We start from the raw sequence: 17,939 nt of genomic DNA, 5'->3' as shown, positions 1-17,939 counted from the left end.
CACATGTTCACATTAAAAGTTAAATTTTTCTGACGTTACAAATCTTATAATTAAATTGAGATAAGATGGCATTCTTGGCAATGCCATCGGGCAGGCGGCCAAGTCCGCCTGCATCTCTAAGAATATTATTCGGGGTCAGCTTAATGAATACTTTGGACTTACGGACATGCTCCGTTACACCGTCGCGCCATATTGCCGGCATCGCACCGCTGCTGTTGTCGCTGGTGGTCAGCCAGGCGTACGCGATCGACCACAAGGTGACCGGCGCCAACGGCGCCGTTGGCGCGCCGGGGACCGCCGCCACGCCGCACGGCGGCAAGGGCGGCAACGCGCTCGACCTGACCCACACCTTGCTGACGTCCGGCACCCCCGGCCGCCTGTTCTTGACGGGCGGCAACGGCGGCGACGGCGGGATCGGCTTGCCGCCCGTGCCGGACCCGACCAGCCCGGATTGCGGCTTTGGCGGTTGCCAATACGGGTTCGGCGGCCTCGGCGGCAACGGCGGCAACGGCGCGGCGGCGCTCGGGCGCTCGACCGCGTTGTCGGTGACCGGCGCCATCGGCGCCGAGGCAAACGTCGTCGGCGGCAACGGCGGCCACGTGGGGGCGGGGGAGCAGTTCGCCTTCGGCACCGACCCGGCGCTGAGCAACGGCGGCGCCGGCGGCAACGCCTCCAGCTTCGCCAGCGGCACCGCCGTGTCCGGCGCGGTCTCGGCCCGCGCTTACGCCACCGGCGGCAATGGCGGCGACTCCGTCGTCATGGGGGCCGGCCGGGGCGGCGACGGCGGCCAGGCCACCGCGCGCGCGTCGGCTTATTCGGCCACGGGCAACGTGTCGGTGCTGGCGCAGGCGACCGGGGGCAATGGCGGCAGCGCCAACAACTTCAACGCGCCGGCCGGCGCCGGCGCGGCCGTCTCGCTGCAAAACATGGTGGCGGGGGCGACCAGCGGCGTGCTGTCGCTGCTGCAGCACGCGATCGGCGGCAACGGCGGCGCGGCCGCCTTCAACGGCTATGGCGGCGTGGCCCAGTTGCCGGTGCCGCCGACCAACAACGCCGGCGGCAACGCCGTCTCGACACTCGCGCTCAAAGACAGCCAGGCCGGCGCGCTGAAAGCCGGCGTCACCGCCAAGGGCGGCAACGCCGGCGGCTACACCGAGGCGGCGGCGCCGGCAGCCGGCAGCGGACGGGCCGAACTGTATCTGACGTCGACCCGGGCCGGCGCCGACGTCGACGGCAGCGTCAAGGCCAGCGGCGGCGACGTCACCGGCTGGATCTTCCGCGTCAACGGCGGCGACGCCGGCGCCGCCACCGCCATCGCCAAGCTGGCCGGCAAGGCGGCGGTCACGGGATCGGCCGAGGCCCTGGGCGGGCAAAACGGCGGCGCCGCCGGCGCCGGCGCCACCGGCCTGTTGACCATCGACGCCGGCGGCCTGGCGACGGGCACGGTGCGCGCGGTGGGCGGCGAGATGGGCGGCCCGCGCCACAGCTGGGAATACGGCGACGGCGACGCCAGCGCCACGCTGGAACTGGTCGGCGCCGGCGCCAGCGGGGCCAGCTATGCCCGCGGCGGCAACGCCAACAGCAGCGTCAACGTCGCCACCACCGGCGCGCGCGCGGTCAATGTGGAATCGCGGGCGATCGCCGGCCTGGGCGACAACTCCTCGTCGCGCGGCCACTACGGCGCCGCCACCGCGCGCACCGTCGTCAACGCCGGCAGCGCCGGGGGCACGGCCGCCGTGACGGCCGGCGCCTACGCGATCGGCAGCGGCGCCAGTCAAAGCGCCTTTGCCGACCTGCGCATCGATGCCGGCGGCGACATCACCGGCACGGCGCAGGCCGAAGGAGGGGTGTTCTACTACTTCTACACCGAAAGCGGCCGCGCCGAGGCCAACGCCAGCGGCGTCACCAGCGGCGCGCACGACGTCACGTTGACGGCGATCGCGCGCAACACGTTCACCCCGCAACCGAACCAGAACATCTACAGCCCCGCCGCCGCCAGCGCGTACGGCGCCTCCGGCAGCGGCGTGGTCAGCGTCGCGGCGCAAGCCCTGAGCGGCATGAACTACAGCACCAGCCCGTACCTGTCGGCGGCGCGCGCGGTCGCGCAGACGTCGTCGCTGGGCGGGGTGAGCAACGCCAGCGCCAAGGCCAGCGGCGAGCAGATGAGTGCGCTCGCGATCGCGACGGCCGTCGGCGCCAAGGGTACCCCGGTCGCCTTCTACGCCAACGTGGGCGGCGGCTATGCGCACGGCACGGCCGTGGCGTCGAGCCGCTTCGACGCCGCCGGCTTCGCACTGGCGGCCGGCGACGGCGCGGTCGGCGACAACCAGCTGTTTTCCTACGCCGGCGCGGCCCCGGCCGGTGGCGCCGCCGCCCTCGGCGTGGGCGCGGCCGTCGCCGCCGCCATGCCGGAGCTGTACGGCGTCGGCATGCAGGGCGCCTCCGGTGGCGACGATCCGTCGCAGCCATCGCCGGCGCTGGGCAGCAACTCCAACTCGTTCCACTTCGTGTCGGCGGTCGACCAGCATTTGCTGATCGCCTTCCTGGCCGCCGGCGGCACCGGCTTCGACACGCTCGACCTGTCGATCAGCAGCGGCGGCAACTTGCTGTTCAGCCGGTCGTTCACGTCGCTGAGCGACGCCAACCGGTTCTTCAACGGCGGCGTGCTCGATCTCGGCTGGTTCGGCGCGGGCGAGCAGGACATCTACGTCAGCTCGTCGCTCGCCGGCGCCGCGTACGGCTACGCGTTCAACTATGTGCTGGGTGGCGGCCCTGTTGGCTACGGCACGCCGACGGGCGGTCCGGGCGCGTCGGCCGTGCCGGAAGCGTCGAGCTGGATGATGATGATGATCGGCCTGGGCGGGATGGCGATCGTGGCGCGGCGCCGCAAGGCGGTCGGCGCGCGCGCTTAACCGGGCGCTACAGGCTGGCCTGCGGGCCCCAGATCTGCTTCATGCTGAAGCGGATCGCGGCCTGGTCCTCGCTGAGCGCCTCGGCGATCGTGTGGCGCTCGCCGGCGGCGCCGCGCTGGTCGGCCGGCGGTATCGGCGCGCCGGAAGCGTCGCGCAGGCGGTGCACCTGCAACGCGTCGCCGCCGGCCAGGCGCTGGCTGACGACGCCGATCTCGCCGCTGGCCAGCCGCACCAGGCAGCCGGGCGGGAAGTCGCCCAGTTCGCGCTGGAAATGCAGGGCCAGCGCCGGATCGACCGGCGAGCCCTTGTCGCCCATCAGGTTGCGCAGCGCCTGGTCCGGCAGCACCGAGCGCCGGTAGTTGCGCGCCGACACTTGCGCGCAATAGCGGTCGGCCAGGCTGAGCAGCTTGGCGTTGAACGTCACCTGCGGACTGGCGATGCCGGCCGGGTAGCCGCTGCCCTCATCGTTCTCGTGGTGCAGCAGCACGCACGAAATCCATTCCTCGTCCTCGATGCCGGCGCACTTGAGCAGGTCGGCGCTGTCGGCCGGGTGGCGGTGCACGATGGCCATTTCTTCCGTGCTCAGGCTGTGCTTGTTCTGGAAACTCTCGTGGTGGCGCAGCATGCCGACGTTCATCGTCAGCGCGGCCGCCGTGACGGTCAGGGTGTCGGCGTCGGCCTTGCCGAGGCTGCGCGACATGACGACGATGACCACCGCCGTCTCGATGCAGTGGCGCACCGCGTAGCTGCCGGCGATCTGGCACAGGAAGATGCAGGCGAGGGCGACGTCGGGATTGAGGTCGACGGCGCGCACCACCTCGCGGGCGATGTCGCGCAGCTCGCTTTCGGCGTCGTGCTCGTTGCGCAGGTTTTGCAGCAGCCGCTCCAGCCGCCGGTTCGACACGTTCAGTTGGTGCAGCACCGACGGCGGCGCCGCTTGCGCCAGCGTGGCGACGCCCGGCGGGTCGCGGTGTTTGGTATCGGCCATGATGATGTCCCCGATTTATACTTTGCCCAGCCGCTCCAGCGCGAGCGCCAAGGTCTCGTCTCGTTTGGCGAAGCAGAAGCGCACGATGCCGGACTCCTTGCCTTGCTGGTAAAACGCCGACACCGGGATCGCCGCGACCTTGATCTCGGTGGTCAGCCACTCGGCGAATTCGGCCTCGGTCCGCGTCGAGATTTTGTCGTAGCGCACGCACTGGAAATAGGTGCCGTCGGCCGGCAGCAGTTCGAAGCGGCTGCCGGCCAGGCCGTCGCGGAACAGGTCGCGCTTGCGCTGGTAGAACGCCGGCAAGGTCAGGTACGGCGCCGGATCGGCCATGTAGCCGGCCACGCCATGTTGCATCGGCGTGTTGACGCTGAAGACGTTGTACTGGTGGACCTTGCGGAACTCGGCCGTCAGCGCCGGCGGCGCGGCCACATAGCCGAGCTTCCAGCCGGTCACGTGGTAGGTCTTGCCGAAGCTGGAGACGACGAAGGCGCGCGCGGCCAGCTCGGCGTGGCGGCACACGGACTCGTGGCGCTGGCCGTCGTAGACCATGTGTTCGTAGACTTCGTCCGACAGGATCAGGATGTTGGTGCCGCGCACGATGTCGGCCAGCGCGTGCATGTCGGCGCCGCGCAGCACGCTGCCGGTCGGGTTGTGCGGCGTGTTGATGACGATCAGCCGCGTCTTGCCGCTGACGGCGGCGGCCACCTTGGCCCACGGCACCGTGTAGCCGGTCGGCCCCATCTCCATCTGCACGCCGACGGCCACGCCGCCGGCGAGATTGATCGCCGGCACATAGCTGTCGTAGACCGGCTCGATGACGATCACCTCGTCGCCCGGATGCACGCAGCACAGGATGGCCGTGGTCAGCGCCTGCGTGGCGCCGGCGGTGACGGTGATGTCGGTGTCGACGTCGTACTGGTGGCCGTACAGGGCCGCGATCTTGGCGACGATGGCCTTGCGCAGCACGGGCGCGCCGCTCATCATCGGATACTGGTTGAAGTCGGCCTGCATGGCGTCGGTGACGGCCTGCAGCAGGCTGCGCTCGCACGAAAAATCGGGGAAGCCCTGGCCCAGGTTGACGGCGCCGGACTGCGCGGCCAGCGTCGACATGCGCGTGAAAACGGTGGTGCCGACGGCCGGCAGGCGGCTGGTCAGGGTCGGCGTCAACGGAAGATCGGTATGGAGATCGTTGCGGCTATTCATGGCGGCTGGAGAGTGAACGAATGACCTATTCTAGCTCAGCGCGCGCGCTTTGGTGTTGCGTAAAAAATCTATCGTTCGAGCCGCCACGCCTCCGGCACGACGACCTTGAACATGCCCGCCTTGGCGAGGCGGCGCGCCAGTTTGAGCAGCGCCTTGTCCTTGGTGATGAGCACCTCGGCGCCGGCGTCGCGCGCCACCTCGAGGAACTTTTGATCGTCCTTGTCGGTGCAGACGGGCAGGCGAATGCCGGACTCGGCCGGCGCGACCACCTTGATCAGCGCGTCGAAGCGCGCCGCCGCCAGCGGCCGGCTGGCCTCGTCGAGCGGCAGGTGGGAGTAGTGCAGCACGATGTTGTATTCGTCGCGGCAATCGGCGCGGGTGACGGCTTCGACGGCGCCGCTTTCGAGCGCGGCCAGCAGGTCGGCCCAGCGCGGATCGTGGAACACGAACAGGTCGAGGCAGACGTTGGTGTCGATGACGATGCGGGCCGGTGCGGGATTTGTTGGAACAGGTATCATGTCGGAAGTTAAGTAGGCTTATTTGAAATTATTTGGACTTCGTAGAAATCTTATGCTGATAGTGCTTTCGCCCGCCAAAAGTCTCGACCTGGAGACGCCCCCGACCACCAAGCTGCACTCCCAACCCGCTTTCCTCGACCACTCGGCGCAACTGATCGAGCGCCTGCGCGAATTTTCGCCGGTGCAGATCGGCGAGCTGATGGATCTGTCCGACAACCTGTCGGCGCTCAACGTCGCCCGCTACGCATCGTGGACGCACGACACCGCCGAGGGCCGCCAGGCCGTCATGGCCTTCAACGGCGATGTCTACGGCGGACTGGAGGCGCGCACCTTGACGCCGAAGCAACTGGACTACGCGCAGTCGCGCATCCGCATCCTGTCCGGACTGTACGGCATGCTGCGTCCGCTCGATTTGATCCATCCGCACCGGCTCGAGATGGGCACGCGCCTGAGCAACCCGCGCGGCAAGAACCTGTACGACTTCTGGGGCGACACCATCACCCGGGCGCTGAACAAGACCGCCGGCGAGCAGGGCGCCGGCACCCTGGTCAACCTGGCGTCCGAAGAATATTTCAAGTCGGTCAAGCCCAAGCTGCTCGATGTGCCGGTGATCACGCCGCAATTCGAGGACTGGAAGAACGGCAAGTATAAAATCATTTCCTTCTACGCCAAACGGGCGCGCGGCCTGATGGCGCGCTACGCCGCCGTCAAGGGCATCACCGATCCGCAAAAATTGAAGAAATTCGATGTCGACGGTTATGCGTTCGATAAGAAGGATTCGACCGACGGCACCTGGATTTTCCGCCGCAAGGTGGCCGCGTAAAAATGGGTAAAGGCGCCGTGCGCTAACAAAAAACCGGGAGCGCATCCCGGTTTTTTGTTAATTCCAGAGTTTCCACCAGTGACGTTCGGCTTTTTTGCCTTCGTCGAGGAATTTGCTGGTCGGGTAGTTCAGCTTGAACACGCGCATGGTGTCGTCGCGCAATTCGGTCATGCCCAGCTTGTCGTAGCTGCGGATCATGATGAACAGCGCCTCTTCAATCGCCGGCGAGTCGCGGTAGTCGCTCATGATGCCCATCGCCCGGTTGGCCGCCGCCAGATAGGCGCCCCGGCGGTAGTAGTAGCGCGCCACGTGCACCTCGTACGAGGCCATGGCGTTGGTCAGATAGCGCATGCGGTCCAGCGCGTCCGGCGTATACTTACTGTTCGGGAACTTATCCACCAGCTGCTTGAACGCGGCGTAGGCTTCGCGCGTGGCCTTCGGGTCGCGCTCGGTCGTGTCCTGGGCGTAGATGAAGTTCAGGAAGCCGATCTGGTCGTTGAAGTTGATCAGCCCGCGCAGGTAGTACATGTAGTCGACGTTGTTGTGGTTCGGGTGCAGCTTGATGAAGCGCTCCACGGCCGCCAGCGCCTGGGCCTGGTCCTGCGCCTTGTAATAGGCGTAGGCGATCTGCATCTGCGCCTGCTGGGCGTAGGTACCGAACGGATAGCTCGATTCCAGGCGCTCGTACAGCTGAATCGCGCGCTCGTAGTGGGCACCTTCGAGTTCTTCGGTCGCCTCCGAGTATAATTTCGAAGCTGTCCAACCTTTTGTCTCGTCAACTTTATCCGAGAAAATGCCGCAAGCGGACAAACTAAGCAGAACCAACGTTGCTGCGACTACCGATAATTTTTTTTGCATATGTTTTGCAAGAAGCTGTTTAACCAAAGTTTTACAATAGGCTGATTATAGCCGATGGGAATGCCGTGATATTAACTCCAAAGCCGAATTTGGCCGAATCCTCCACCACGCACGAGCACAACCGCCAATCCGACGCCGACCTGCCCGCAGAACTCGAAGTCCAGGATGGCGACTACGGCGACGACGATGACGGCCTGGCTCCGATCGAACTGGAACTGACACCGGAAGCGTGCGGCCAGCGCCTGGACAAAGTCATTTCCAAGCTGGTGCCGCAGTTTTCGCGCGGCCGCCTGCAAATGTGGATCGACGACGGCTTCGTCACGGTCGATGGCAAAGTGGCTAAAAGCAACAAGGACACGGTCTACGGCGACGAGAAGATCGTCATTCTGCCCCAACCGGCGCCGGAAGACGAGGCTTTTAAACCGGAAGCGATGGAACTTAACATCGTTTATGAAGATGAGCACCTGATCGTCATCAACAAACCGGCCGGCCTGGTGGTCCATCCGGGCGCCGGCAACTGGTCCGGCACCCTGCTCAACGGCCTGCTGCACCATTGCCCGCAGCTGTCGGGCGTGCCGCGCGCCGGCATCGTCCACCGCTTGGACAAGGACACCAGCGGCCTGATGGTCGTCGGCAAGACCTTGCCGGCCCAGACCGATCTGGTGCGCCAGTTGGCCGCGCGCACCGTCAAGCGCGAGTATTTCGCTTTGGTGTGGGGCACGCCGCGCGTTAGCGGTACTATTGACGCATCGATGGGACGCCACCCGAAGGACCGCATCAAGATGGCGGTGTCGAACAATTTTTCCGCCAAGCCGGCCATCACGCACTACGAGTTGCTGGCCAGCGGAGATCTGGACCGGCGCCCCGTCAGCCTGATGCAGTGCCGCCTGGAAACGGGCCGTACGCACCAGATTCGCGTGCACATGATGTCGATCGGCTTCTCGCTGGTTGGCGATGTGATGTATGGCAAGCAGCATTTGGCCAGTGTCTTTCCGCGTCAGGCCTTGCAGGCGCGGCGCCTGGGCCTGGTGCACCCGGCCACGGGCGAGCAATGTGAGTGGCTGGTGCCGCTTGCCGAGGATTTCGCCGAGCTCATCGCCAAGGCCGGCATCGAGGAACCGGAACAAGTTTGAACGCTATCCATCAGCAATGGTTGATGCCGAAATGGCCGGGCCTGCCCGCCAATGTCGGCACCCTGTCGACCACCCGGCGCGGCGGCGTCAGCCCCGCGCCCTATGACGACGGCATGGGGCAGGGCGGCCTGAACCTGGGCACCCACGTCGGCGACCAGCCGCACAACGTCGCCCACAACCGCGCGCTGCTGCGCGGCATGCTGCCGTCCGACCCGGCCTGGCTGACGCAGGTGCACGGCACCGCCGTGGTCGACCTGGCGGCGCTGCCGCCGCAACAGGTGCCAGAAGCCGACGCCAGCGTCACCAACGTGCGCGGCAAGGTGTGCGTCATCATGACCGCCGACTGCCTGCCGGTGCTGCTGTGCGACGTCGGGGGCAAGACCGTCGGCGCCGCCCATTGCGGCTGGCGCGGCCTGGCCTCCGGCGTGCTGGAGAATACGGTCGAATCGATGCGCGCGCTCGGCGCCGGCGAGTTGATGGCGTGGATGGGGCCGGCGATCGGCGCCTACCAGTTCGAGGTCGGGCCGGACGTCAAGCAAGCCTTCCTCAACGGCGCATTGGACGAGTCCGGCGTGCGCCATGTGACGGCGGCGTTCTCGCCCGTCGAGGGCAAGCCCGGCAAGTATCTGGGCGACCTGTACGCGCTGGCGCGCTATCTGCTGCACCGGGCCGGCGTGATGCAGGTGCATGGCGGCGAGTACTGCACCGTCTCCAATTCGGGCCGGTTTTATTCCTACCGGCGCGACGGCGTCACCGGCCGCCAGGCCTCCTTGATCTGGCTCAAATGAAGCGACGCGGCGCGGGCTTAGTCTTCGCCCTTGGCCGCTGGGGTGGCCTCGGCCGCGCCGGCGGCGCGCGCGTCCCTGGCCGCCTGTTCCTCGGCGCGGCGGCGGGCCTTGCGCTTGCCGCTGCCGGCGATATACATCAAGGTGCCCAACGGCAGCACGCAGTAGAACAAAAACGTTACAATTCCCGCAACGACGGTGGGCTCGGTGAGCGCCATCAGTCCCACGACGTAAACCCACGCAATCGCAACGATCAGCATAAAGAATTCAGCATTGAGCAGTCCAGGTAAAGATATTTAAACTATTTTTAGGGAATCAAACATGAATGTGCCCGATCCTCAAGCCATTGCCAACGCCTGGATGTCGCAGATGAGCGACCCGGCCCAGTGGCAATCCTGGTTCAGCAAGCTCCCCGCCCCGGACGCCAATCCGCTGGCCGCCATCATGCAGGACGCCGGCGCCACCGTGCAACCCCAGGCCATGGAGAAACTGAAGAACCAGTATCTGGAAGACTTCGGCGCGTTGTGGCAGGACTTCTTGGCCGGCAAAACCCCGGCGCTGCAGGATCGCCGCTTCAGCTCGCCTGCCTGGCAGGGCAATCCGATGTCGTCGTTCAATGCGGCATCATACCTGCTCAACGCCAAATTCCTGACCGCGATGGTCGACACCGTCGAGACCAGCCGTCATCAAAAACAGAAGATCCGTTTCGCCGTGCAGCAGATCGTCGACGCCATGTCGCCGGCCAATTTCCTCGCCACCAATCCGGAAGCGCAAGAGAAGCTGATCGAGACCAAGGGCGAGAGCCTGACCAAGGGCCTGGCCAATATGCTGGCCGACATGAACAAGGGGCATATTTCGCTGTCCGACGAGCGCGCGTTCGAGGTCGGCCGCAACCTGGCGACGACTCCGGGCACGGTGATCCACGAGAACCCGCTGTTCCAGCTGATCCAGTACACGCCGGCCACCGCCACCGTGCACCAGCGCCCGCTGCTGATGGTGCCGCCATGCATCAACAAGTTTTACATCCTCGACCTGCAGCCGGAAAACTCGCTGGTGCGTTATGCGGTCGAGCAGGGCAACACCGTGTTCATGATTTCCTGGGTCAACGCCGACAAGTCGCTCGAGGCCACCACCTGGGACGATTACATCGAAAAGGGCGTGATCGAGGCGATCCGCGTGACGCGCGAGGTCAGCGGGCAGGACAAGCTGAACCTGTTCGGTTTCTGCATCGGCGGCACGCTGGTGTCGACCGCGCTGTCGGTGCTGGCCGCGCGCGGCGACAACCCGGCCGCCAGCCTGACGCTGCTGACGTCGCTGCTGGACTTCAGCGACACCGGCGTGCTCGACGTGTTCATCGACGAGACCCAGGTGTCGATGCGCGAGCAGCAGATCAAGGAGGGCGGCCTGATGCTCGGCCGCGACCTGGCCAGCACCTTCTCGAGCCTGCGTCCGAACGACCTGGTGTGGAATTATGTGCAGTCGAACTATTTGAAGGGCAATGAACCGCCGCCGTTCGACCTGCTGTACTGGAACTCGGACAGCACCAATCTGCCGGGCCCGATGTTCTGCTACTATCTGCGCAATATGTACCTGGAGAACCGGCTGCGCGAGCCGGGCAAGCTGACGGTGGGCGGCGCCACGGTCGACCTGTCGACGATCGACGCCCCGGTGTTCGTCTACGGTTCGCGCGAGGACCACATCGTGCCGTGGACGTCGGCGTTCGGGTCGATGAACCTGCTCAACCCGGGCAAGCCGAAGGCCAACCGCTTCGTGCTGGGCGCCTCCGGCCACATCGCCGGCGTGATCAATTCGCCGGTCAAGAACAAGCGCAGCTACTGGATCAACGACAAGCCGGCCGGCCGCGCCGCCGCCAAGCCGCTCGATCCGGAAGCCTGGATGGCCGGCGCGACCGAGACGCCGGGCAGCTGGTGGCCGCAATGGGCCGCCTTCCTCGCCGAGCACGGCGGCAAGGATGTCAAGCCGAAGGCCATGCCGGGCAACGCCACCTACCAGGCCATCGAGGCGGCGCCGGGCCGTTACGTCAAGGTCAAAGGCTGAGGCAGGGGAGGGGAAGGGGGTCTTGCTTTCTGGCTTATAAAATTAGTTGCGTTGCAATAAAAGCCAAAAGTTATTCCAGTTAGTGCAGGATATCCTTTTTCCCCTCTATAATAGGGTGGTAGGTTAGTCGGAAAGCGGACCTCACGTTCGCTTTTTTTTCGAATTGTTTGAGGACGCGCTGCGGCGCAATAAACGGACTTGTGATGAGTAGTGCGAAAAAAAATGCTGAACGCCTGATCAAGAAATACCCGAATCGCCGTCTGTATGACACGCAGACCAGTTCGTACATCACGCTGACGGACGTCAAGCAGCTGGTGCTGGACAACGAGGAATTCACCGTCGTCGATGCCAAGAGCAACGAGGACTTGAGCCGCAGCATCTTGCTGCAGATTATTCTGGAAGAGGAGGCGAGTGGCGCGCCGATGTTCTCCAGCGACGTGCTGGCGCAGATCATCCGCTTCTACGGCCACGCCATGCAGGGCATGATGGGTTCCTACCTGGAAAAGAACGTCCAGGCGTTCACCGACATCCAGCGCAAATTCACCGGCACCACGGTCGGCGGCCTCGAAGGCAAGCCCTTCAGCCCGGAGATGTGGACCCAGTTCATGAACGTCCAGGGCCCTATGATGCAGGGCATGATGAACAACTACATCGACCAGAGCAAGAGCTTGTTCGTGCAGATGCAGGAGCAAATGCAAAACCAGAGCAAGACCATCTTTGGCACGTTCCCGTTCGTTCCCGGCGTTCCCGGCGTTCCGCCGACGGACAAGAAGTAATCGCGTGACGTTTCCCGCCGGTCGGCGGGGAACGTTGACGTTGACCCCACCTCTGTAGCAAAGCTACAAAAATCCCAGATTCCCGTTGACACCCGAATTTCATCGGTAGTACTATCGATAACATCTTGTGGAAGCGCTTCCACTCACAATCAAAACAAGGGAGTCGCTGTGGTCCTGGATGCATCCGTCACATTGGAAGAGAGTTTTTCCCCGCCGGCCGATTCGGTCTTGTGGCGTCCCGAATTCCTGCTGGGCGCGGCCACCGCCGCCTATCAGATCGAGGGCGCGATCGCCGAGGACGGCCGCATTCCGTCGATCTGGGACACCTTCTCGGCCACGCCCGGCAAGACGCTGGCGGGCGACACCGGCGACATCGCCTGCGACCATTACCACCGCTGGCAGTCGGACGTCGAGCTGCTCGCCGACCTGAACGTGGGCGCCTACCGCCTGTCGATCTCGTGGCCGCGCGTGATGACGCGCGACGGCCAGCCGAACCAGAAGGGCATCGCCTTCTATCGCAACCTGCTGACGGCGCTGCGCGCCAAGGGGCTGAAAACCTGGGTCACGCTGTACCACTGGGATCTGCCGCAGCACCTGGAGGACAAGGGCGGCTGGGTCGACCGCGACACCGCCTACCGCTTCGCCGAATACGCTGACATGATCAGCCGCGAGCTGGCCGGCCTGGTGGACGCCTGGGCCACGCTCAACGAGCCATGGTGCTCGGCGATGCATGGCTACGGCACCGGCCACCACGCGCCCGGCAAGACCGACGTGGTGTTCGCCACGCAGGCGATGCACCACCTGCTGCTCGGCCACGGCCTGGCGGTGGCGCAATTGCGGGCCAACGATCCGGCGGCGCAGGTGGGCATCGTCGCCAACGTCGGTCGCGGCACGACCACCGGCAGCGGCGCCGCCGACCAGCGCGCGGCATGGCTGTTCGAACTCCAGCACAACAACTGGATACTCGATCCGCTGCTGAAGAAATCCTATCCGTCGGCGCTGTGGGCGCTGTGGCCGGGCGCCGAGCCGATGGTGCTGGACGGCGACATGGACATCATCGGCGCGCCGCTCGATTTCCTGGGTATTAATTACTACTTCCGCACCAACGTCGTCAGCGACGGCAAGAACGGCTACACCGAAGTGGACCTGGAAGGCGTGGAGCGCACGCAAATGGGGTGGGAGGTGCATCCGGACGGCTTGCGCCACCTGCTGGTCGGCTTCCACCGCGATTATCCGAACCTGCCGCCGATTTACATCACCGAGAACGGCATGGCCTCGGACGACAAGGTGGTGGACGGCGAGGTCGACGACCGTTCGCGCATCTCGTTCCTGAACCGCCACCTGGCGGCGGTCGACCAGGCGGTGAAGGCGGGCGTCGACATCCGTGGTTATTTTATCTGGTCGTTGATGGACAATTTTGAATGGGCCTTCGGTTATGAGCGCCGATTCGGTATCATCCACGTGGATTACGCCACGCAGCAACGCACGCTGAAGCGCAGCGCGAAGCTGGTGGCGCAGTTCCTGGCGCAAAGGGCGGCGACCACCGCGTAGCGCTCGGCCATCCAATAAAAATGGGCGCACGACGCCCACAGGAGACAGAATGAAGAAGGCGATAAATATGGCCCGCGCCACCGCGCTTGTCCTGGCCGTGGCCGGCCCGGGCGCTTTCGCGCAGGGCGCGCCGGCCGCCGCGGCGGGCGGCGTTCCGCTCAAGGCGACCGTGATCCACTGGTGGACCTCCGGCGGCGAATCCCAGGCCGTCAAGCAGTTCGCCGACGCCTACAACAAGGCTGGCGGCCAGTGGATCGACCAGGCGGTGGCCGGCGCCGATCAGTCGCGCGCCACCACGATCAACCGCATCGTCGGCGGCAATGCGCCGACGGCGGCGCAGTTCAACACCTCCAAGCAGTTCCGCGATTTCGTCGAGCAGGGCTTGCTCAACAACGTCGACGACGTCGCCATCGCGGGCAAGTGGGACCAGGTCATGCCGGCCTCGATCCTCGCCGCGATCAAGATCGACGGCCACTTTTATGCCGCGCCGGTCGACATCCATATGCCGGCGTGGTTCTTCTACTCCAAGGCCGCCTATAAAAAGGCCGGCATCGCCGCCGAGCCGCAGACTTACGACGAGTTCCTCGCGCAGCTGGCCAAGCTGAAGGCGGCCGGACTGGTGCCGCTGGCCTTCGGCGGCCAGGTGTGGCAGGAGAAGATCACCTTCGACGCCATCTTCGCGATGGTCGGCGGCGCCGACCTGTATTTGAAGGTGTACCGCGACCGCGACCAGAAGGCGGTGATGTCGCCGGCCTTCAAACAGGTGCTGGTGGATTTTAAAAAACTCAAGGCTTTTGTCGATGCCGGCTCGCCGGGGCGCAACTGGAACGACGCCACCGCGATGGTCGTCAGCGGCAAGGCCGGCGTGCAGATCATGGGCGACTGGGCCAAGGGCGAGTTCTCGTCGGCAAAACAGGTCGCGGGCAAGGACTTCGGCTGCTTCCCCGGCTTCGGCCCCAAGGCGCCGTATATCGTCGCCGGCGACGCCTTCGTCTTCCCCAAGACCAGCAACGCCGCCGCCATCAAGGCGCAAAAACTGCTCGCGACGGTGGTGACGTCGCCGGCCGCGCAGGTGGCCTTCAACTCCCGCAAGGGCGCCATTCCGATCCGCGGCGACGTCGACGAATCGTCGCTCGACATCTGCGCGCGCCAGGGCCTGGCGATCATCCGCGACAAGAGCCGCCAGTTGCCCAATTCCGAAATGCTGGCCACGCCCGACACCACCGGCGCGCTGCAGGATGTGCTGACCAATTATTGGAACAAGAACCAGTCGGCCGACGACGCCCAAAAAGCCTTCGCCCGCGCGCTGAAGGATCAATAGGCCATGGTCCCCGCCCTTGTGAAGAAACGCCAAAGCGTCTCGGTCGCCGCCTACATCGCGCTGATACCGATGGCGTTGACCGTGCTGCTGGCCTATCTGGGAACGATGTTGTGGACCGCGCGCGTGTCGGTCAGCAGCTCGCGCACCTTCCCCAACAGCGATTTCGTCGGCGCCTCGCAGTACATCCGCCTGTTTAACAACGAGCGCTGGCTGCTGTCGCTGCAAAACGTCGCCGTCTACGGCATGCTGTTCATCGCCGCCTGCCTGATCATCGGCTTCCTGCTGGCGGTGTTCATCGACCAGAAGGTGATGGCGGAGGGCGCGCTGCGCACCATCTTCCTGTATCCGTACGCGATGTCGTTCGTCGCCACGGGCTTGATCTGGCAGTGGATACTCAATCCGGAGCTGGGCATCCAGGAGGTGCTGCGCAAGCTGGGCTTCACGGAGGCCAAGTTCGACTGGATCGTCGACCAGGACATGGCCATCTACACCATCGTCATCGCCACCGTATGGCAGGCTTCCGGGCTGGTGATGGCGCTGATGCTGTCCGGCCTGCGCGGCATCGACGAGGAATTGTGGAAGGCCGCCCGCATCGACGGCATTCCGCGCTGGCGCGTGTACGTGAGCATCGTGCTGCCGATGCTGGGACCATCGGTGTCGACCGCGTTCGTGCTGCTGTTCGTAATGGTGGTGAAGGTGTTCGATTCGGTCGTCGCGATGACGCAGGGCGGTCCCGGCACCGCCAGCGAGGTGCCGGCCAAGTTCATCATGGATTATCTGTTCGGCCGCGCCAATATCGGCCTGGCCTCCGCCGCATCGATCGTGCTGTTGGCCACCGTGCTGGCCATTGTCGCGCCGCTGTATTACGTGCGCACCCGCCGCGCCGACAAGGGGATGTGATGGGATATGTCGTGAAACAGGAGAAGGCCGTCATCGCCGTGGCCGAGGCGTCCCGCGCGGCCGCCAACGACGGCGGTAGCGCCGGCGCGAAGGCGCCATCGCCGGCGGCGGGCCGGCGCAGGTCGCTGGCATGGACCCCGGCGCGCGCCGGCGTCTACGCGTTTTTGATCGTGGCGGCGCTGTTCTTCCTGCTGCCGCTGTATGTGATGCTGGTGACGTCGGTCAAGCCGATGGAGGAGATCCGGCTTGGCACCTTGTTCGCGTTGCCGGTCAACCTCACGCTGGAACCGTGGGTGCAGGCCTGGCGGTCCGCCTGCACCGGCCTGGAATGCGAAGGCATACGCGGCGGCTTCTGGAACTCGGTCGCCATCGTGGTCCCGAGCACCATCCTGTCGATCGCCATCGGCGCCGTCAACGGCTATGCGCTGTCGTTCTGGCGTCCGCGCGGCGCCGGCGCGCTGTTCGCGATCCTGATGATGGGCGCCTTCATCCCGGTGCAGGTGATGGTGTATCCGCTGGTGCGGGTGCTGGCGGCGGTCGATCTGTTCAGTTCCTTGCCAGGCATCGTCCTGATCCACACGATCTTCGGCATGCCGGTCATGACGCTGCTGTTCCGTAACTACTACGCGGCGCTGCCGATGGAGTTGTTCAAGGCGGCGCGCATCGACGGCGGCGGTTTCTGGCGCATCTTCCTGCAGCTGATGCTGCCGATGTCGACGCCGGTGATCGTGGTGGCCGTCATCATGCAGGTCACGGGCATCTGGAACGACTTCCTGCTTGGACTGGTGTTCGCCGGCTCGGAGCACCTGCCGATGACGGTCCAGCTGAATAACATCATCAACACCACCACCGGCGAGCGGCTGTACAACGTCAACATGGCGGCGACGATACTGACCTCGGTCGTGCCGTTGGCGCTGTACTTCATTTCGGGCCGCTGGTTTGTGCGCGGTATCGCCTCCGGCGCGGTCAAGGGTTAAGGGAAGATCATCATGTCTAATGTAGCGATACGCAATCTGCAAATTGAACTGGGCGGCACCAAGGTCATCGAATCGCTCAACCTCGACGTCAAGGCCGGCGAGTTCGTTGTCCTGCTCGGGCCTTCCGGCTGCGGCAAATCGACGCTGTTGCACAGCATCGCGGGCCTGATCGACACCTCCGCCGGCCAGATCGAAATCGGCGGCAAGGACATGACGTGGGCCGACCCCAAGGATCGCGGCATCGCGCTGGTGTTCCAGTCGTACGCGCTGTATCCGACCATGAACGTCGAGAACAACATGTCGTTCGGCCTGCGCATCAGCGGCACGCCGAAGGCGGAGATCGCGCGGCGGGTGTCGCGCGCCTCCGACATGCTGCAGCTCGGGCCTCTGCTCAAGCGCAAGCCGGCCAACCTGTCCGGCGGCCAGCGGCAGCGCGTGGCCATCGGCCGCGCCATCGTGCGCGAGGCCGATGTGATGCTGTTCGACGAACCCCTGTCCAATCTGGACGCCAAGCTGCGCACCGAACTGCGGCGCGAGCTCAAACAGCTGCACAAGCAGCTGGGCGCGACGATGATCTACGTGACCCACGACCAGGTCGAGGCGATGACCCTGGCGCAGCGCATGGCGGTGATGAAGGGCGGAGTGGTGCAGCAGTTCGACACGCCGGCCAATATCTACAACGAACCGGCCAACCTGTTCGTCGCCACCTTCCTCGGCTCCCCCGGCATGAACCTGTTCAGGGGCCGGCTGGAGCAGCATGGCGGCCGCACCCTGTTCCGCAACGAGCACCTGGCGGTCGACGTCACGGACTATCCCTTCGGCCAGCCGCAGGTCGGCACGCGCGACTGCGTGCTCGGCGTGCGGCCGGAGGACATCGATGTCGGCAACAGCGACGGCGCCGACGGCGTCGTCAGCGCGACCGTGTCGCTGGTGGAGGCCATGGGCGCGCACCGGGTGCTGTGGCTGGACTTCCACGGCACGCAGATCGCCGGCATCGTGCAGGACCAGCAGGCGATCGACAGCGACAAGGACATCAGCTTCTCAATCCGCACCAAACGACTTTCCCTGTTTGACGGAGCCACCGAACAACGGCTCTAAGACGGCAATCGCCGCGTAGCGCAGTCACGTAGTCA

16 protein-coding genes are annotated in these 17,939 nt (G+C 65.3%); 11 read left to right on the top strand and 5 right to left on the bottom strand.

Annotated elements, in window-relative coordinates; translation table 11 throughout:
* Positions 1-143: 143 nt before the first annotated feature.
* The gene (locus BMX85_RS15505; RefSeq protein WP_143067987.1) at positions 144-2,912 is read left to right on the top strand and encodes a PEP-CTERM sorting domain-containing protein; all 2,769 of its coding nucleotides are present in this window, start codon (positions 144-146) and stop codon (positions 2,910-2,912) included.
* A 7-nt stretch (positions 2,913-2,919) separates the two neighbouring features.
* Here BMX85_RS15505 and BMX85_RS15500 read toward each other — a convergent pair whose 3' ends face one another.
* The 3 genes from BMX85_RS15500 to BMX85_RS15490 all read right to left on the bottom strand — a co-directional run bounded on the left by BMX85_RS15500 (position 2,920) and on the right by BMX85_RS15490 (position 5,624).
* Positions 2,920-3,900 (bottom strand): HD-GYP domain-containing protein, encoded by a 981-nt coding sequence (locus BMX85_RS15500; protein ID WP_090319655.1) that lies wholly within the window; start codon positions 3,898-3,900, stop codon positions 2,920-2,922.
* A gap of 15 nt (positions 3,901-3,915) precedes the next feature.
* Positions 3,916-5,106 carry a pyridoxal phosphate-dependent aminotransferase gene (locus BMX85_RS15495; RefSeq protein WP_090319652.1) on the bottom strand — a complete coding sequence of 397 codons (1,191 nt, stop codon included), beginning with the start codon at positions 5,104-5,106 and terminating at the stop codon, positions 3,916-3,918.
* Between the two features lie 68 nt (positions 5,107-5,174).
* Positions 5,175-5,624: a putative toxin-antitoxin system toxin component, PIN family gene (locus BMX85_RS15490; protein ID WP_090319649.1), complete on the bottom strand. Its 450-nt coding sequence runs from the start codon at positions 5,622-5,624 to the stop codon at positions 5,175-5,177.
* A gap of 52 nt (positions 5,625-5,676) precedes the next feature.
* Between BMX85_RS15490 and yaaA the strand changes: the two genes are divergently transcribed.
* Positions 5,677-6,447 (top strand): peroxide stress protein YaaA, encoded by a 771-nt coding sequence (gene yaaA, locus BMX85_RS15485; RefSeq protein ID WP_090319646.1) that lies wholly within the window; start codon positions 5,677-5,679, stop codon positions 6,445-6,447.
* A 57-nt stretch (positions 6,448-6,504) separates the two neighbouring features.
* On the opposite strand, the gene BMX85_RS15480 is transcribed toward yaaA, so the two are convergent.
* Positions 6,505-7,305, bottom strand: a complete 801-nt coding sequence (locus BMX85_RS15480) for an outer membrane protein assembly factor BamD (RefSeq protein WP_090319643.1) — start codon at positions 7,303-7,305, stop codon at positions 6,505-6,507.
* 89 nt (positions 7,306-7,394) lie between these two features.
* Between BMX85_RS15480 and BMX85_RS15475 the strand changes: the two genes are divergently transcribed.
* Together BMX85_RS15475 and pgeF are read left to right on the top strand one after the other, a co-directional pair.
* Positions 7,395-8,438 carry an RluA family pseudouridine synthase gene (locus BMX85_RS15475; RefSeq protein WP_229210479.1) on the top strand — a complete coding sequence of 348 codons (1,044 nt, stop codon included), beginning with the start codon at positions 7,395-7,397 and terminating at the stop codon, positions 8,436-8,438.
* Positions 8,439-8,461: 23 nt separating this feature from the next.
* On the top strand, positions 8,462-9,226 hold the full coding sequence (gene pgeF, locus BMX85_RS15470; protein WP_177196784.1) for a peptidoglycan editing factor PgeF: 765 nt from the start codon (positions 8,462-8,464) through the stop codon (positions 9,224-9,226).
* A 17-nt stretch (positions 9,227-9,243) separates the two neighbouring features.
* Here pgeF and BMX85_RS15465 read toward each other — a convergent pair whose 3' ends face one another.
* Positions 9,244-9,483, bottom strand: a complete 240-nt coding sequence (locus BMX85_RS15465; RefSeq protein WP_090319634.1) for a hypothetical protein — start codon at positions 9,481-9,483, stop codon at positions 9,244-9,246.
* Between the two features lie 61 nt (positions 9,484-9,544).
* Between BMX85_RS15465 and phaC the strand changes: the two genes are divergently transcribed.
* From phaC to BMX85_RS15430, 7 genes are all read left to right on the top strand, one after another.
* The gene (gene phaC / locus BMX85_RS15460; protein WP_090319631.1) at positions 9,545-11,281 is read left to right on the top strand and encodes a class I poly(R)-hydroxyalkanoic acid synthase; all 1,737 of its coding nucleotides are present in this window, start codon (positions 9,545-9,547) and stop codon (positions 11,279-11,281) included.
* 203 nt (positions 11,282-11,484) lie between these two features.
* On the top strand, positions 11,485-12,057 hold the full coding sequence (gene phaR, locus BMX85_RS15455; RefSeq protein ID WP_090319628.1) for a polyhydroxyalkanoate synthesis repressor PhaR: 573 nt from the start codon (positions 11,485-11,487) through the stop codon (positions 12,055-12,057).
* Positions 12,058-12,225: 168 nt separating this feature from the next.
* A complete protein-coding gene (locus BMX85_RS15450; RefSeq protein ID WP_090319626.1) occupies positions 12,226-13,608 on the top strand; it encodes a GH1 family beta-glucosidase in 1,383 nt (460 codons plus the stop codon).
* Between the two features lie 49 nt (positions 13,609-13,657).
* Entirely contained in the window at positions 13,658-14,929 is a 1,272-nt protein-coding gene (locus tag BMX85_RS15445) for an ABC transporter substrate-binding protein (RefSeq protein ID WP_090319623.1), read from the top strand.
* Between the two features lie 3 nt (positions 14,930-14,932).
* Positions 14,933-15,829, top strand: a complete 897-nt coding sequence (locus tag BMX85_RS15440) for a carbohydrate ABC transporter permease (protein WP_090319620.1) — start codon at positions 14,933-14,935, stop codon at positions 15,827-15,829.
* 11 nt (positions 15,830-15,840) lie between these two features.
* Entirely contained in the window at positions 15,841-16,806 is a 966-nt protein-coding gene (locus BMX85_RS15435) for a carbohydrate ABC transporter permease (RefSeq protein WP_373923703.1), read from the top strand.
* Positions 16,807-16,818: 12 nt separating this feature from the next.
* Complete coding sequence (locus tag BMX85_RS15430) at positions 16,819-17,904, top strand: ABC transporter ATP-binding protein (protein ID WP_090319617.1); 1,086 nt, start codon at positions 16,819-16,821, stop codon at positions 17,902-17,904.
* Positions 17,905-17,939: the final 35 nt, after the last annotated feature.

It is taken from the genome of Duganella sp. CF517 (assembly GCF_900110275.1).
In the GTDB taxonomy this organism is placed as follows: Bacteria; Pseudomonadota; Gammaproteobacteria; order Burkholderiales; family Burkholderiaceae_D; genus Rugamonas.
This window is presented reverse-complemented; position numbering and strand designations above follow the sequence as displayed.

Excerpts from the sequence above, each read along its gene's own strand:
- BMX85_RS15505 (WP_143067987.1), top strand. The coding sequence starts at position 144 with ATGAATACTTTGGACTTACGGACATGCTCCGTTACACCGTCGCGCCAT.
- BMX85_RS15500 (WP_090319655.1), bottom strand. The coding sequence starts at position 3,900 with ATGGCCGATACCAAACACCGCGACCCGCCGGGCGTCGCCACGCTGGCG.
- BMX85_RS15495 (WP_090319652.1), bottom strand. The coding sequence starts at position 5,106 with ATGAATAGCCGCAACGATCTCCATACCGATCTTCCGTTGACGCCGACC.
- BMX85_RS15490 (WP_090319649.1), bottom strand. The coding sequence starts at position 5,624 with ATGATACCTGTTCCAACAAATCCCGCACCGGCCCGCATCGTCATCGAC.
- yaaA (WP_090319646.1), top strand. The coding sequence starts at position 5,677 with ATGCTGATAGTGCTTTCGCCCGCCAAAAGTCTCGACCTGGAGACGCCC.
- BMX85_RS15480 (WP_090319643.1), bottom strand. The coding sequence starts at position 7,305 with ATGCAAAAAAAATTATCGGTAGTCGCAGCAACGTTGGTTCTGCTTAGT.
- pgeF (WP_177196784.1), top strand. The coding sequence starts at position 8,462 with ATGCCGAAATGGCCGGGCCTGCCCGCCAATGTCGGCACCCTGTCGACC.
- BMX85_RS15465 (WP_090319634.1), bottom strand. The coding sequence starts at position 9,483 with ATGCTGATCGTTGCGATTGCGTGGGTTTACGTCGTGGGACTGATGGCG.
- phaC (WP_090319631.1), top strand. The coding sequence starts at position 9,545 with ATGAATGTGCCCGATCCTCAAGCCATTGCCAACGCCTGGATGTCGCAG.
- phaR (WP_090319628.1), top strand. The coding sequence starts at position 11,485 with ATGAGTAGTGCGAAAAAAAATGCTGAACGCCTGATCAAGAAATACCCG.
- BMX85_RS15445 (WP_090319623.1), top strand. The coding sequence starts at position 13,658 with ATGAAGAAGGCGATAAATATGGCCCGCGCCACCGCGCTTGTCCTGGCC.
- BMX85_RS15440 (WP_090319620.1), top strand. The coding sequence starts at position 14,933 with ATGGTCCCCGCCCTTGTGAAGAAACGCCAAAGCGTCTCGGTCGCCGCC.
- BMX85_RS15430 (WP_090319617.1), top strand. The coding sequence starts at position 16,819 with ATGTCTAATGTAGCGATACGCAATCTGCAAATTGAACTGGGCGGCACC.